11 protein-coding genes are annotated in these 15,059 nt (G+C 73.5%); 8 read left to right on the forward strand and 3 right to left on the reverse strand.

The genetic code is table 11. From position 1 onward, the window contains the following. Window positions 1–7 precede the first annotated feature (7 nt). Entirely contained in the window at window positions 8–1,333 is a 1,326-nt protein-coding gene (locus ACFV9J_RS35250; protein ID WP_385361454.1) for a M14 family zinc carboxypeptidase, read from the forward strand. A gap of 7 nt (window positions 1,334–1,340) precedes the next feature. Here ACFV9J_RS35250 and treY read toward each other — a convergent pair whose 3' ends face one another. Beyond that, window positions 1,341–3,779 carry a malto-oligosyltrehalose synthase gene (treY, locus tag ACFV9J_RS35255; RefSeq protein ID WP_385361456.1) on the reverse strand — a complete coding sequence of 813 codons (2,439 nt, stop codon included), beginning with the start codon at window positions 3,777–3,779 and terminating at the stop codon, window positions 1,341–1,343. A 69-nt stretch (window positions 3,780–3,848) separates the two neighbouring features. After that, entirely contained in the window at window positions 3,849–5,957 is a 2,109-nt protein-coding gene (glgX, locus tag ACFV9J_RS35260) for a glycogen debranching protein GlgX (protein ID WP_385361459.1), read from the reverse strand. A gap of 365 nt (window positions 5,958–6,322) precedes the next feature. Between glgX and ACFV9J_RS35265 the strand changes: the two genes are divergently transcribed. Both ACFV9J_RS35265 and ACFV9J_RS35270 read left to right on the forward strand, forming a co-directional pair. Next, window positions 6,323–7,570: an SAV2148 family HEPN domain-containing protein gene (locus tag ACFV9J_RS35265; protein ID WP_385361461.1), complete on the forward strand. Its 1,248-nt coding sequence runs from the start codon at window positions 6,323–6,325 to the stop codon at window positions 7,568–7,570. Window positions 7,571–7,684: 114 nt separating this feature from the next. Then, window positions 7,685–8,419, forward strand: coding sequence for a 3'-5' exonuclease (locus ACFV9J_RS35270; RefSeq protein WP_385361463.1), 735 nt, complete (start codon window positions 7,685–7,687; stop codon window positions 8,417–8,419). A gap of 37 nt (window positions 8,420–8,456) precedes the next feature. Here the strand turns inward: ACFV9J_RS35270 and ACFV9J_RS35275 are convergent, their stop codons facing one another. Beyond that, window positions 8,457–9,323 (reverse strand): phosphotransferase enzyme family protein, encoded by an 867-nt coding sequence (locus ACFV9J_RS35275; protein ID WP_385361465.1) that lies wholly within the window; start codon window positions 9,321–9,323, stop codon window positions 8,457–8,459. Between the two features lie 152 nt (window positions 9,324–9,475). On the opposite strand from ACFV9J_RS35275, the gene ACFV9J_RS35280 reads away from it, so the two are divergent. The 5 genes from ACFV9J_RS35280 (at window position 9,476) to ACFV9J_RS35300 (ending at window position 14,915) form a co-directional block, all read left to right on the forward strand. Next, window positions 9,476–10,423, forward strand: coding sequence for a carbohydrate ABC transporter permease (locus ACFV9J_RS35280; protein ID WP_385361467.1), 948 nt, complete (start codon window positions 9,476–9,478; stop codon window positions 10,421–10,423). After that, window positions 10,420–11,253, forward strand: coding sequence for a carbohydrate ABC transporter permease (locus ACFV9J_RS35285; protein WP_385361469.1), 834 nt, complete (start codon window positions 10,420–10,422; stop codon window positions 11,251–11,253). Before ACFV9J_RS35280 ends, ACFV9J_RS35285 begins: the two co-directional genes overlap by 4 nt. Then, complete coding sequence (locus ACFV9J_RS35290; RefSeq protein ID WP_385361471.1) at window positions 11,253–12,545, forward strand: ABC transporter substrate-binding protein; 1,293 nt, start codon at window positions 11,253–11,255, stop codon at window positions 12,543–12,545. The genes ACFV9J_RS35285 and ACFV9J_RS35290 overlap by 1 nt, the downstream gene beginning before the upstream one ends. Before the next feature lie 334 nt (window positions 12,546–12,879). Next, the gene (gene erm(O) / locus ACFV9J_RS35295) at window positions 12,880–13,662 is read left to right on the forward strand and encodes a 23S rRNA (adenine(2058)-N(6))-methyltransferase Erm(O) (RefSeq protein ID WP_385361473.1); all 783 of its coding nucleotides are present in this window, start codon (window positions 12,880–12,882) and stop codon (window positions 13,660–13,662) included. Further along, window positions 13,659–14,915: a glycosyltransferase gene (locus ACFV9J_RS35300; RefSeq protein ID WP_385361476.1), complete on the forward strand. Its 1,257-nt coding sequence runs from the start codon at window positions 13,659–13,661 to the stop codon at window positions 14,913–14,915. The genes erm(O) and ACFV9J_RS35300 overlap by 4 nt, the downstream gene beginning before the upstream one ends. The last annotated feature ends 144 nt before the right edge of the window (window positions 14,916–15,059 follow it).

A 15,059-nucleotide genomic window follows, 5' to 3' on the forward strand; every position in this document is an offset into this window, starting at 1 on the left:
CCCGACCGTGGACGAGCTGGGCGCCCGGGCCGCCGCACTCGTCGCCCGGTACCCCCGACACGCCCGGCTGCGGCGTGTCGGCACGTCCCGCGCGGGCAGCCCGCTGCTGCTGCTCTCCGTCGGCCACGGCAGCCGCCAGGTCCTCGTCGTCGGCGGCCCGCACGCCAACGAGCCCGTGGGCGGCGCCACCGCCCTGCGGCTGGCCGAGCGGGCCGTGGCCGACCCCCGGCTCACCGAGGGCGCCGACGCCACCTGGAACCTGCTGCTCTGCGTCGACCCCGACGGCCTGCGCCGCAACGAGGGCTGGCTCACCGGCCCCTACACCCTCGGCCGCTACGCCCGGAACTTCTTCCGGCCCGGCTTCCTGGAGCAGCCCGAGTGGCTGCCCGACGGCCCGGACCGCGCCACGCTGCCCGAGACCCGCACCCTGCTCGCGCTCCAGGACGAACTGCGGCCCTTCCTGCAGTGCTCCCTGCACGGCGTGGACGTCGGCGGCGGCTTCGTCGAGCTGACCCACGAGCTGCCGGGCCTCGCCCAGCGCATCTCCCACACCGCGGCCCGGCTCGGCATACCCCGCGAACTGGGCGCCTACGACACCCTGTACTGGCCCGACCTCGGACCCGCCGTCTACCGCATCCCGCCGCCCCGGCGCGGCGACCTGACCGCCGCCATCACCGAGGCCGCCGTCGACTCGACCTGGTGCCACCCGCGGCGGCACGGCACCGTCACCGCGGTCGTCGAGGCTCCCATGTGGGGGGTGGCCGCCGTGGCGGACGACTCGCCTCCCGTCGACCGCGACGGCCTCCTGCGCACCGTGAGCCGCACCCTGCGCCACGACACCCGCCGGCTGCGCCGCGTCCTGGCCCGGCTCAGGCCCCACCTCGCCGCCGTGCCGGAGGCGGCGCACCTGCTCGCACCGGTCGACGACTACCTGCTGGTCTGCCCCCGGCTCGCCGACGAGTGGGACCCCGACACCGCCGACCGGACCGACCGCTCACTGCCGCCGATGAACACCTCCCACCTGGTGGCCCTGCGGCTGGCCGGACGCCGCCTGTCGCTGCGCACCGCCGGGCTGCTGCACCAGCTGGTCACCCGTACCGGGGGCGATCCGGCGGGCGTCCTGTCCGAGCTGGACCGGCTCGTCGACGAGGGCTGCGCCGACTACCGCGACGGCTGCGGGGCGCACTGGATACCGGTCGGGCGCCAGGTGGAGTACCAGACCCGGGTCGTGCTCGCCGCCTTCGAACTGGCCGGACGGCGTACCGCCGCGGGCGCCCGCCCGGGCGAGCCCGGCCGGGGTTCCCAGGCCGCGGTGCCGATGCACCGCGACTGACCCGCGATCAGCCACCGTCCCCCCGTGTCCCCGCCTCCTCCACCCGCTCCAGGAGCGCCACCGGCGTGTCCGCGAACAGGTCCGCCACGCGCGCGTGGCCCGCGAACTCCCGTCCGGGCGCCAGCGCGTCGGCCCAGCTGCCGGGCGGCAGCGGCAGCGTCGTGCCGCGCCAGCCTCCCGCCTCCGCCAGCCGCAGCGACAGCCGGGTCACGGCGGTCACGGTCCGGCCGGACCTGACGAACGCCGCACAGTGTGCCGCCGCCGGGCCCTCGGCGGGCAGCGGCTCGTACGTTCCCGAGTCGCCGAAGACGCCGGGCCGCCGGGCCCGCAGCGCCAGCGCCGCCCGCGTCACCGCCGCCTTCGCCCCGGCGCCCCCGGCCCAGCCCTCGTCCCCGGCCGCGGGGAAGTCCACCGCGCGGCGGTTGTCCGGGTCCACCAGGGCCAGGTACTCGTGCTCGGTGCCCTGGTAGAGGTCCGGTACGCCCGGCATCGTCAGATGGACCAGCGCCGTGCCGAGGACGTTGGCCCGGATGTGCGGCACGAGCGCCTCGCGCAGGGCACTCACCCGCGCGCCCGGCGCGCCGCCCGGCCCCGCCGCCACGAACCGGGCCACCGCCTCCTCGTACGAGGGGTCCCGCTCCGTCCAGCCGGTGTGCGTCCCCGCCTCGCGCACGTGCTTCAGCAGCGCCTCCCGCACCCGTTCCCCGTCCGCCGGTCCCAGACCGAACACCGTCTGCCAGGCCGCCCACGCCACCTGCCCGTCCGGCGGGCCCCCGTCCGTGCCGGTGGCGGCCCCGGTGACCTCGGTCAGGACGTCCGCCCACCGCGCGGGGCACTGGGTGAGCACCGCCAGCGCGGCGCGGACGTCGGCGCTGCGTTTGGTGTCATGGGTCGACACGACCGTGCCCGTGGCGGGCCAGTCGCGCTGCACGCGCGCGCAGTAGGCGTGGAACTCCTGCGGCGACACCGCCGGACGGCCCGGGTCCCCGCCCACCTCGGTCGCCGACAGCAGCGGCACGTAGCGGTAGAAGGCCGTGTCCTCGACGGACTTGGCGCGCAGCGCCGACGCGGTCTGCGCGAACCGCGTCCGGAACTCCACCTGGTCCGGCCCGTCCCCGTACCGCCCGAGCACCAGGCCCCGTACGACGTCCACCGCGCCGGCCTCCTCGGGCACCGTGAAGGCGAGCCGCGCCCCGGCCGCCGCCTCCTCGGTGACGACCGCCGCCGCGTCCACCGAGGTGTACGGCCGGTACACCTCCAGCCGCACCAGCAGCTCCACCAGCGCCGTGCGCAACGCCCAGGGCGCCCGGTCGCGCAGCGCCGGGTCCGGCGCGGCGGCGCACAGCCGGTGCGCCACCCGGGTCAGCCGGTCCAGCTCGGTGGCCAGCTCGTGCGTGAGCACCTCGTACGCCGCGCGCCGCACCGTCGCCGCCCAGTCCCCGCCCAGGTCCGCCTGCGGGACGGCGAACCGGCGGTACCGGTCGAGCAGTTGCCCGTACCCGGCGGGGTCCGTGAACAGCCCGTCGACGTGCCGCAGGGCGTCGTAGCCGGTCGTGCCCGCGACGGGCCAGGCGGCGGGCAGCCGCTCCCCGTCCGCGAGGATCTTCTCCACCACCGTCCACCGGCCGCCGCTCGCCCGGTGCAGCCGTTCCAGGTACGCGTCGGGGTCGGCGAGGCCGTCGGGATGGTCGACGCGCAGTCCGTCGATCACGCCCTCGTGCAGCAGCCGCAGGACGGTGCCGTGCGTCGCCTCGAACACCTCCGGGTCCTCCACCCGCACGCCGATCAGCTCCGAGATGCTGAAGAAGCGCCGGTAGTTCAGCTCGGTGCGGGCCAGCCGCCACCACACCGGGCGGTACCACTGCGCGTCCAGCAGCCGTGGCAGCGGCAGGTCCGCGGTGCCGTCCCGCAGCGGGAAGGCGTGCTCGTGGTAGCGCAGCACGTCGCCGTCGACCCGGAGGTCGTCCAGCACCTCGCCGGCCGGGGCGCCCAGCACCGGCACCAGGAGCTGTCCGCCGCCCGCCTCCCAGTCGACGTCGAACCAGCGGGCGTACGGCGACCCGGGCCCCTCGCGCAGCACCTCCCACAGGGCGTGGTTGTGGCGCGGCGACATCGCCATGTGGTTGGGCACGATGTCCACCACCAGGCCCAGACCGTGCTCCCGCGCGGTGCGCGACAGCGCCCGCAATCCCTCCTCGCCGCCCAGTTCGGCGCGCACGCGCGCGTGGTCGACGACGTCGTAGCCGTGCTGCGAGCCCGGGACCGCCTCGAGGACGGGGGACAGGTGCAGGTGCGACACGCCGAGCGAGGCCAGATACGGCACGGCCGCCGCCGCGGCCTTGAAGGGAAAGGCCGGCTGCAGCTGGAGCCGGTAGGTGGCCGAGGGGAGCGAGGGACCGGAGGGGACGGAGACGGGGGAGACGGGGCTGGGTCGCTCAGGTGTCATGGAACCCTACGTACCCGCCCCGCCGCCATTCCTGTCACCGTCCCCCGCACGGGTGCGGCGCGAGACCCCCTACACCGGCCGCTGCAGCACCGTCAGGCTCCGGTCCAGCAGGGTCAGCCGGTCCCCGGCCTGCACCTTCGGGCCCGTGCCCGTGGGCACCCCGGCCGTCAGGGCGGTGTCGACGACCACCTCCCACTGCCGGCCGTGATCGACCGGCACCACGAAGTCCAGCGGTTTCGGCGCGGCGTTGAACATCAGCAGGAACGAATCGTCGGCGATGCGTTCCCCGCGGGTGCCGGGCTCGGAGATGGCGTTGCCGTTCAGGAAGACCGTGAGCGCCGAGGCCCGTGCCGAGTTCCAGTCCCGCTGGGTCATCTCCGCGCCCTCCGGTGTGAACCAGGCGATGTCCGACAGCTCGTCGTGGGTGCCCTGCACCGGGCGCCCGTGGAAGAAGCGGCGCCGGCGCAGGACCGGGTGGTCCTTGCGCAGCCAGACCATCGCGCGGGTGAACTCCAGGAGGTCGTGGCCGTCGTCGGGCCACGCCACCCACGCCAGCTCGTTGTCCTGGCAGTAGGCGTTGTTGTTGCCTCGCTGGGTGCGGGCGAACTCGTCGCCGTGGCTGAGCATCGGGACGCCCTGGGAGAGCAGCAGCGTGGCGGTGAAGTTGCGGATCTGGCGCGCCCGCAGCTCCAGCACCGCCGGATCGTCGGTGTCGCCCTCGACACCGCAGTTCCAGGAGCGGTTGTGGCTCTCGCCGTCCCGGTTGTCCTCGCCGTTGGCGTGGTTGTGCTTGTCGTTGTAGGCCACCATGTCGTGCAGGGTGAAGCCGTCGTGGCAGGTCACGAAGTTGATCGAGGCCAGCGGACGGCGCCCGTCGTCCTGGTAGAGGTCGGACGACCCGGTCAGCCGGGACGCGAACTCCGCGAGCGTGCGCGGCTCGCCGCGCCACAGGTCCCGCACCGTGTCCCGGTACTTGCCGTTCCACTCGGTCCACAGCGGCGGGAAGTTGCCCACCTGGTAGCCGCCCTCGCCCACGTCCCACGGCTCGGCGATCAGCTTCACCTGCGAGACCACGGGGTCCTGCTGCACCAGGTCGAAGAACGACGACAGCCGGTCCACCTCGTGGAACTGCCGGGCCAGGGTGGCCGCGAGGTCGAAGCGGAACCCGTCCACGTGCATCTCGGTGACCCAGTACCGCAGCGAGTCCATGATCATCTGGAGTACGTGCGGGGACCGCATGAGCAGCGAGTTCCCGGTCCCCGTGGTGTCCGTGTAGTAGCGGGGGTCGTCGGCCAGCCGGTAGTACGAGGGGTTGTCCAGCCCCTTGAAGGACAGCGTCGGGCCCAGGTGGTTGCCCTCGGCGGTGTGGTTGTAGACCACGTCCAGGATCACCTCGATCCCCGCCTCGTGCAGCGCCTTGACCGCGGACTTGAACTCCAGCACCTGCTGGCCGCGGTCGCCCCAGGAGGCGTAGGCGTTGTGCGGGGCGAAGAAGCCGACCGTGTTGTAGCCCCAGTAGTTGTTCAGCCCCATGTCCACCAGGCGGTGGTCGTTGACGAACTGATGGACCGGCATCAGCTCCAGCGCGGTCACCCCGAGCCCCGTGAGGTGCTCGATGAGCGCCGGGTGCGCGAGGGCCGCGTAGGTGCCGCGCAGCTCCTCGGGCAGGCCCGGGTGGCGCATGGTCAGGCCCTTCACATGGGCCTCGTAGATCACCGTGTGGTGGTACTCCGTCCGGGGACGCCGGTCGTCGCCCCAGTCGAAGTAGGGGTTGACCACGACCGACGTCATGGTGTGCGGGGCCGAGTCGAGGTCGTTGCGCCGTTCGGGTGCGCCGAAGTGGTAGCCGTACACCTCCTCGCCCCACTGGACCTCCCCGCTGATCGCACGCGCGTACGGATCGAGGAGCAGCTTGGCGCTGTTGCAGCGCAGTCCGCGCTCCGGGGCGTACGGGCCGTGCACGCGGTACCCGTACCGCTGCCCCGGCATCACGCCCGGCACGTACGCGTGCCGCACGAAGGCGTCGCTCTCCCGCAGCTCGACCGCCGTCTCCGAACCGTCGTCGTGCAGCAGACACAGCTCTACTCGGTCGGCGGCCTCCGTGAAGACCGCGAAGTTGGTGCCGGCGCCGTCGTACGTGGCACCCAGTGGATACGCCTCTCCAGGCCAGACCTGCATGAACACGACTCTTTCAGGTGTGGGGCGCCGGTGCGGACGCCTTGGCTCCGAGTCCCCCGGAAGTCTCCCCGAAAGTGAGGCGACCACCTAGCACGTACGTCCTCCTACCCACCCGAGCGGTGTTCCCTCCGTACGGGTCCCCGAAGAGGTACCGGGCCGCCACCGCGGCCCCCGGCCACGTCACCGCTATGAATCCGCTCACTCCCCGGTGTGAGCGCGAGTGGAACGCGCCTGCGGATCAAGGAGGTTGGCAAAACCGGCCCGTCCATCGGGCTGCACCGCGGACCGCTACCGGAGTACCCTTCCTTGATCGTTGGGACGGGGTGTCCCCGGCAGCGTCCGGGGGAGCGGAAGGCGGTACTCGGGTGGGCTCGGGAGGGCTGGAGCTGCCGCCTGGTGACGAGGGTCATCAGGGGGACTCCGCGGACGTCCCGCCCGGTGCGGTGTCCCTGGCGCGGCCGATGAACGCGGGCGCGATCGGTCCGGAGCTGGACTGGGACGCCGGGGCCTGGCACGAGGTGCGCACGCGTGCGCAGCGGGCGGGCCGGGCCTACATCTGGCTGAACCTGGTCGAGCAGCGGCTGCGCGCGGTCGTGGCCGCCGTCCTGCGGCCGGTCTACGAACCGGTCCACGGCGACGACTGGGTGGTCGCCGCCGCCGGACCCGCCGGCCAGGAGTGGGTGCAGCGCGCCGTCGCGGTCCGCGAGGTCAGCCGCCGCAAGGGCTACCTGCTCGACCCGGCCGACGACAACGTCCTCAGCTTCCTCACCCTGCCCCAGCTGCGCGAGCTGATGGTGCAGCACTGGCCCTGCTTCGAGCCCTACGTGGACGAGCGCCGCGACGTCGAACTGGCCCTGGACGAGCTGGAGGTCACCCGCAACGTCGTCTCCCGCAACCGGGCCCTGTCCGAGGCGGTCCTGAACCAGGCCGAGCGGGCCTCGGCGCGGCTCCTCGAGGTGCTCGGCGCGGGCAGCGACGTGCCGTCCGCGCGCCGGCTCCCGGTGGACGCCGTGGAGGACCTGGTCGGGGACCGCTACGCCGACGTGGTCGCCGTGCACTCGGACCGGGTGCGGCTGCTGCGCCAGTTCCCGGCCGAGGACCTGTTCGGCAGCGCCCGCCGGGTGGACGCCCTCGGTATCGGCCTCAACCTGCTCGTGCAGAACTTCTCCGGCCGCCGCCTGCTGCGGATGGCCGAGGGCGGCGGCCGGGTGCGGCTGCTCTTCCTGAACCCGGCCTCCAGCGCGATCAAGCGCCGCGAGCGCGAACTGGGCATCAAGCGGGGCGAGCTGAGCCGCGCCGTGGAGATGAACATCCTGCACATGCGCCGGGTGCGGGCCCGGCTGCGGGACCCGGGCGCCTTCGAGATCCAGGTCTTCGACGAGACGCCCCGCTTCACGGCCTACCTCGTCGACGGCGACGGCGCCGACGGCATCGCGGTGGTGCAGTCCTACCTGCGCCGCACCCGGGGCATGGAGGCGCCGGTTCTGGTCCTGCGCAACGGGCGGAACGGGGGAAAGGTCGTGAAGTCGGACCGCGTCGACGAGGTGGGACTTTTCCCCACCTACCGTGAGGAATTCGAGATGATGTGGGCGGATTCGAGGCCGGTGTCGTGAAGGCGGGCCCGGGGCCGGTGCGGGGGTAAGCGGAATGCGATCCTCTGATTGTCAGTGGCCCGTGCGAGGGTGGAGACCACTGGGGGAACGCACCACCAAGAAGGGGGACCGCCCATGGGCTGGCACCGGGAGCTGCTGATCGGCTTCGACCTGGAGACGACGGGCACCGATCCGCGCGAGGCGCGCATCGTCACGGGGGCCGTGATCGAGGTCAGGGGCTCGGAGCCGCTCGGCCGGCGGGAGTGGCTGGCCAACCCCGGAGTGGAGATCCCGGCGGACGCGGTCGCGGTGCACGGCATCAGCAACGAACGCGCGGCCCGTGAGGGCCGGCCCGCCGACCAGGTCGCGGACGCCATCGCCACGGTCCTCGTGGACCACTGGAAGGCGGGCGTCCCGGTCGTCGCCTACAACGCGGCCTTCGACCTCACCCTGCTCTCCGCCGAACTGCGGCGCCACGCGCTGCCGTCCCTGCGCGAGCGGCTGGGCGGCCTGGACCCCGCCCCGGTCATCGACCCGTACACGATCGACCGCTCCGTCGACCGCTACCGCAGGGGCAAGCGCAACCTGGAAGCGGTCTGCCGGGAGTACGGAGTCCGGCTCGACGCCGCCCACGACGCCACGGCCGACGCCCTCGCGGCGGCCCGGCTCGCCTGCGCGATAGCCGGCCGCCACCCCAAGGTCGCGGCCCTCGGCCCGGCGGACCTGCACCGCCGCCAGATCGAGTGGTACGCCGAGTGGGCGGCGGACTTCCAGAGCTTCCTGCGCCGCAAGGGCGACGCCACGGCCGTCGTCGACGGGACCTGGCCGCTGCGCGAGTTGGCCGGGGAGCCGGCCGACGAGCGGGTCTGACCCGGCCCGTCACCGCCCGCCCCGACGCGCCCCCGGGTCAGAAGGGGTACCAGCGCACCTCGGGGTCCTCGTCCCGCAGCGACGCCACCCTGCGCTCGAACTCGGCCAGCGCCTTGGGATTGCTCGGCGCGTGCTGGGCCACCCATGCGCAGCTCGCGGTCTCCCGGGCGCCGCGCAGCACCGCGCAGCCGTCCCACTCGCGCACGTCCCAGCCGTAGGTCGCGGTGAAGGCGTCGTACGCCTCGGCGGGCAGCCCGTAGCGGTCCCGGCTCAGCGCCATCACCACGAGGTCGTGCTCGCGCAGGTCGGCGGAGAAGGTCTCCAGGTCGATCAGGACCGGCCCGTCGGGACCGACGTGCACATTGCGGGGCAGCGCGTCGCCGTGGATCGGACCCGGCGCCAGGTGCGGGGTGAGCGCGGCGGCCGCCGACGCGAAGCCGTCCCGGCGCGCACGCAGATACGCGGCGTCCGCGGGGTCGATCACGTCGCCCGCCAGGCGCAGCCAGCGTTCCACACCGCCCAGCAGCTCGCGGGGCGGCAGCTCGAAGGAGGAGGGGAGGGCCAGCTCGTGGACGAGCCGGAGCAGGGCGGCCACGTCCCGGGGCTCGGTGGGCCGCACCGGTTCGGGCAGCCGCCGCCACACCGTCACCGGGTGCCCGTCGACGAACAGGGCCGCCGGCTCGGCCGCCCGCACCGCCGGGACGCCCGCCTCCTCCAGCCAGAGGGCGACGGCCAGTTCCCGGCGCGCCCGCCCGAGGAGTTCCGCGTCGCGGCCCACCTTGACCGCCAGGTCACCGGCGGCGAACACCGCGTTCTCGCCGAGGGCCAGCAGCCGCGCCTCCGACGCCGGGCCGGGCAGCACCCCCGCCGCGGCCAGCACCTCCCGCGCCCGTGCCTCGTCCATCGTCTCGTGCCTCCGTGTCCATGCCGGTTCCCGCCGTCCGCCGGTCAGTGTCCCATTCGCACAGGTGGGAGCATGTCCCGGGCCCTTGACGGGACGCGGTCACTTCACGACCATGACCAGGCCCGTCCGAGCCGCGCAAAGGGGTTGATTACGTGACATTGGTGACCGAGCCGAGACGACCGGCGCGCCGTGCGCCCGGCCCGGACGCCCCGCGGGGCGCGCCGGACCACGGCGCCTGGTTCCTGGTCCTGCCCGCGCTGATCCCGATCCTGGTCCTCAGCGTCGGGCCGCTGCTGTACGGCATCCTGCTGGCGTTCACCGACGCCCAGTCGGGCCGCACGGAGCCCACCGAGTGGATCGGTGCCCTGAACTTCCGGGACCTGCTGCACGACACGCTCTTCTGGGAGTCGTTCCGGATCGGCCTGGTGTGGGCCGTCGGGGTGACCGTGCCGCAGTTCCTGCTCGCCCTCGGTCTCGCCCTGCTGCTCAACCAGAACCTCCGGCTGCGCTGGCTGGCCCGGGCGCTGGCGATCATCCCCTGGGCGATGCCCGAGGTCGTCGTCGGCATCATGTGGCGGCTGGTCTACAACGCGGACGCGGGCATCCTCAACGAGACCCTGCGCGACCTCGGCCTCGGCGGCGGCCACGACTGGCTCAGCGGCCTCGGCACCGCCCTGCCCGCCGTCATCGTCGTCGGCGTCTGGGCCGGTATGCCGCAGACGACGGTCGCGCTGCTCGCCGGACTCCAGAACACCCCGCGCGAGCTGCACGAGGCGGCCGCGGTGGACGGTGCGGGAGCCTGGCGCCGCTTCCGCACGGTCACCTGGCCCGCCGTCAGACCCGTCGCGCTCGCCATCACCGCGCTCAACCTCATCTGGAACTTCAACTCCTTCGCCCTGGTCTACGTGCTGACCAACGGCGGCCCCGGCGGCCGCACCCGGCTGCCCATGCTCTTCGCCTACGAAGAGGCCTTCCGCTATGGCCAGTTCGGTTACGCGGCGGCGATGGGCTGCGTCATGGTCGCCCTGATCTCGATCCTGCTGGCCGTCTTCCTCGCCGGCCGGCTCCGGGGCGAGACCAAGGGAGGTGACGAGGCGTGAAGACCTCGACCGCGGCCCGCACGGGCCAGTACGCGGCGCTGCTCGCGTATCTGGTCTTCCTGGCCTTCCCGTTCCTCTGGCTGATCTCCATCGCCTTCAAGCCGCCGCGCGAGCTGGCCAGTCTGCACCCCACCTGGATCCCCGAGGACCCCACCCTCGACAACTTCCGGCAGGCCTTCGACGAGCAGCCGCTGCTGCGGGCCGGGCTCAACTCCCTGCTCGCCGCGCTCGGCGCCGCCGTGATCGCGGTGCTGATCGCCACCCCGATGGCGTACGTCATGGCCCGCCGCCGCGGCCGGCTCGCCAAGGCGGCCACCGGGTGGGTCGTGGTCAGCCAGGCCTTCCCCTTCGTCCTGCTGATCATCCCGCTGTTCCTGGTGCTGAAGAACCTCGGCCTGATCAACTCCGTCCCCGGCCTGGTCATGGTGTACGTCGTCTGGTCGCTGCCGTTCGCGCTGTGGATGCTCACCGGATACGTCCGCGCCGTGCCGCGCGAGCTGGAGGAGGCGGCCGCGGTCGACGGCGCCGGACGGCTGCGGACCCTGGTCTCGGTGACCGCGCCGCTGCTCGCGCCCGGCATCGTGGCCACGGCCCTGTTCGCCTTCATCACCGCGTGGAACGAGTTCTTCTTCGCGCTGGTGCTGCTGAAGACCCCGGAGAAACAGACGCTGCCCGTGATCCTCACCCACTTCATCGGCGCCGAGGGCGTCGCCGACCTCGGACCGCTCGCCGCGGCGGCCTTCCTCGCCACCCTGCCCTCGCTGGTGGTCTTCGCCCTCATCCAGCGGCGGATCACGGGCGGCATGCTCGCCGGGGCGGTGAAGAGCTGATGACGCGGACGCGTACGAGGATCCTCACCCTGTTCGCCTGCGCCGTCCTGCTGCTCGCGGGCTGCTCGGGCGGCGGTGACGGGGCGGACGACGGCCGGATCACCCTGCGCTTCCAGTCCCTGGCCTGGCAGGACGAGTCGGTGAAGGCCAACAAGGAACTGGTGCGGGAGTGGAACGCCACCCACCCGGACGTGCGCGTCGAGTACGTCCAGGGCAGCTGGGACAGCGTCCACGACCAACTGCTCACCTCCTTCGAGGGCGGCGAGGCGCCCGACATCATCCACGACGCCTCCGACGACCTCGCCGACTTCGCCTACGGCGGCTACCTCGCCGACCTCACCGAACTGCTGCCCGCGCGGCTGAAGTCGGACATCCCGCAACGCAGCTGGGAGACGGTCACCTTCGGCGACGGCGTCTACGGAGTGCCGTTCCTCCAGGAACCGCGGGTGCTGATCGCCAACGCGACCCTGCTCGACAAGTCCGGCGTCCGGATCCCGACACCCGAACACCCCTGGACCTGGGAGGAGTTCCGGCAGGTGACGAAGGAGCTGAGCGGCGACGGCACGTACGGGGTGGCCTGGCCGCTCAAGGAGCCCGTCTCCGCCACGCTCAACCTCTCCCTGTCCACCGGCGGCAAGCTCTTCCACCGGGGCGCCGGCGGCAAGGTGACCGTCCGCTTCGAGGAGGGCGACCAGGTGGTGCCCCGCACCATTCACGACCAGGTCGGCACCGACCGCAGCGCCTCGCCGACCACCCTGGGCAGCGGCGGCTCCGACACGCTGCCCGGCTTCTTCGCGGGCAAGTACGCGATGGTGCCGCTGGGCTTCTCCTACCGCCAGCAGATCGAGCAGCAGGCCCCCGAGGGCTTCGACTGGCAGGTGCTGCCCGCCCCGGCCGGTGCCGACGGGCTCGCCCAGGGCGTGAGCCCGCAGACCCTGTCCGTCGCCGAGGACAGCCCGCACAAGAAGGAGGCGGCCGCGTTCGTCGACTTCCTCCTCCAGCCGGACAACATGGTGCGCCTCGCGCTCGGCGACTGGATGCTGCCCACCGGGGAGCAGGCCCTGAAGGACCCTGCCCTGCACACCGACGAGCACGGCTGGGCCACCGGCACCGCGCTCGCCGCCCACCTCCGCTCCGCGCCCGCGCAGTCCGTGCGGGGCTACGCCGAGTGGAAGGACAAAGTGGCGACCCCGGCGCTCCAGGAGTACTACAGCGGAGCGATCGGCATGGACGAGCTGCGCCACAGACTGGAGGAGGACGGAAACCTGGTGCTCGCCCGCTACCAGCGCTGACCGCGCCCGCGGGAAGCCCGTCGCGGGCCGCCCGCGCGAAAACCGGTTGCCCGCCGGGCGCCCGCCCGCCTAGCGTCGCGTCCGTGGCAGCTTTCAACGCGATCTTCGACTCCGGTCTCGGCCGGGGCTGCACGTACTCCATCAGGATGCGGCGCGGCCCCGGAGCCCTGACCGGCCCGGGGTCCCCCCGCCGCTGACGCACTCGACGCGTCCGACACGCCCGACGCGCGCGCGGCGGGGCTGAGCCTCCGCATTCCCTTTTGCCTTCGTCTTCCGGTCAGGGCCTTCGGCTGCCCTTTTCCCCTCCTGTCACGGAAGACAAGGACCGCAGGCCATGGCCCGCCCCACCCAGCGTGCCCGCACGCTCTCGCAGAACTTCCTCGCCGACCGCGCCACCGCCGAACACGTCGCCCGGCTCGCCGCCCCCGACCGACGGCACCCGCCCCTGCTGCTCGAAGTGGGCGCGGGCGACGGCGCCCTCACCGAGCCGCTCGCCCGCCGCAGCCGCGAGCTGCACGCCTACGAGATCGACCCCCGGCTCGTCCCCGGACTCCGCGCCCGTTTCGCGCGCAGCCCGCACGTCCACGTGGTCGCCGGTGACTTCCTCACCGCCCGGCCCCCGCGCACGCCCTTCTCGGTCGCCGGGAACGTGCCCTTCTCGCGCACGGCCGACATCGTCGACTGGTGCCTGACCGCGCCCGGCCTCACCGACGCCACCCTCCTCACGCAGCTCGAGTACGCCCGCAAGCGCACCGGCGACTACGGCCGCTGGACCCTGCTCACGGTCCTGACCTGGCCGCACCACGACTGGCGGCTGGTGGGCCGGGTGGGCCGCCGCCGCTTCCGCCCGGCGCCGCGCGTCGACGCCGGCATCCTGCGCATCCAGCGCCGCCACGCCCCGCTGCTCGCCGGCGCCGCCGCCCGCCGCACCTGGGCGGACCTGGTCGAGCTGGGCTTCTCGGGCGTCGGCGGTTCGCTGCACGCGTCCCTGCGCCGTGCCCGCCCGCGACGCCGGGTGGACGCGGCGTTCCGGGCCGCCCGGCTCGATCCGGGTGTCCTCGTCGGCGAGGTCGCCCCCGACCGGTGGCTGCGGCTGCACGAGGAGCTGACGGCATGAAGCGAAAACAGTTGCACGAGACGTCTCGTCTCGCATACGGTCATCGCATGACCAGCCGCCCCGCACACATCGCCATGTTCTCCATCGCCGCCCACGGCCACGTGAATCCCAGCCTGGAGGTCATCCGCGAGCTCGTCGCGCGGGGACACCGGGTGACGTACGCGATCCCGCCGCTCCTCGCCGAGAAGGTCGCCGAGGCGGGCGCCGAACCCAAGCTCTGGAACAGCACGCTGCCCGGCCCCGACGCCGACCCCGAGGCGTGGGGGAGCACCCTGCTGGACAACGTGGAGCCGTTCCTCGACGACGCGATCCAGTCCCTCCCCCAGCTCACCGAGGCGTACGAGGGCGACGAGCCGGACCTGATCCTGCACGACATCGCCTCCTACCCGGCCCGCGTACTCGGCCGCCGCTGGAAGGTGGCCGTGATCTCCCTGTCGCCCTGCATGGTCGCCTGGGAGGGGTACGAGCAGGAGGTCGGCGAGCCGATGTGGGAGGAGCCGCTCAAGACCGAGCGCGGCCGGGCGTACTACGCCCGCTTCCACGCCTGGCTGGAGGAGAACGGGATCACCGAGCACCCCGACCCGTTCCTCGGCCGCCCCGACCGCTCCCTGGTGCTGATCCCCAAGGCGCTCCAGCCCAACGCCGACCGGGTCGACGAGAAGGCCTACACCTTCGTCGGCGCCTGCCAGGGGGACCGCACCGCCGAGGGCGACTGGACCCGTCCCGAGGGCGCGGAGAAGGTCGTCCTGGTCTCCCTCGGTTCGGCCTTCACCAAGCAGCCCGCCTTCTACCGGGAGTGCGTCCGCGCCTTCGGCGAGCTGCCCGGCTGGCACACCGTGCTCCAGGTCGGCCGGCACGTCGACCCGGCCGAGCTGGGCGACGTACCGGACAACGTGGAAGTCCGTACGTGGGTGCCGCAGTTGGCGATCCTCCAGCAGGCCGACCTGTTCGTCACCCACGCGGGCGCGGGCGGCAGCCAGGAGGGCCTGGCGACCGCCACGCCGATGATCGCCGTACCGCAGGCCGCGGACCAGTTCGGCAACGCCGACATGCTCCAGGGCCTCGGCGTCGCCCGTACCCTCGCCACCGAGGAGGCCACCGCCGAGGCGCTGCGCACCGCCGCCCTCGCCCTGGTCGACGACCCGGAGGCGGCGGGGCGGCTGAAGGAGATCCAGGCGCAGATGGCCCAGGAGGGCGGCACCCGGCGGGCCGCCGACCTCATCGAGGCCGAACTGGCCGCCGCGCGCGGCTGACCCGCACAGACAGAGGGGCTGGGGCGGTGCCACCGAACACCCGCCCCCCCCCCCCCCCGAGCACATGGGGGGCGAGCCGCACCGCGAGAACCCCCCCCCCCCCCACCCCCCCCCCCCGCACCCCCCCCCCCCCCCCCCCGACAA

Origin of the sequence: Streptomyces sp. NPDC059906 (genome assembly GCF_042730645.1) — a bacterium.
Classification (GTDB): Bacteria; Actinomycetota; Actinomycetes; order Streptomycetales; family Streptomycetaceae; genus Streptomyces; species Streptomyces rubrogriseus.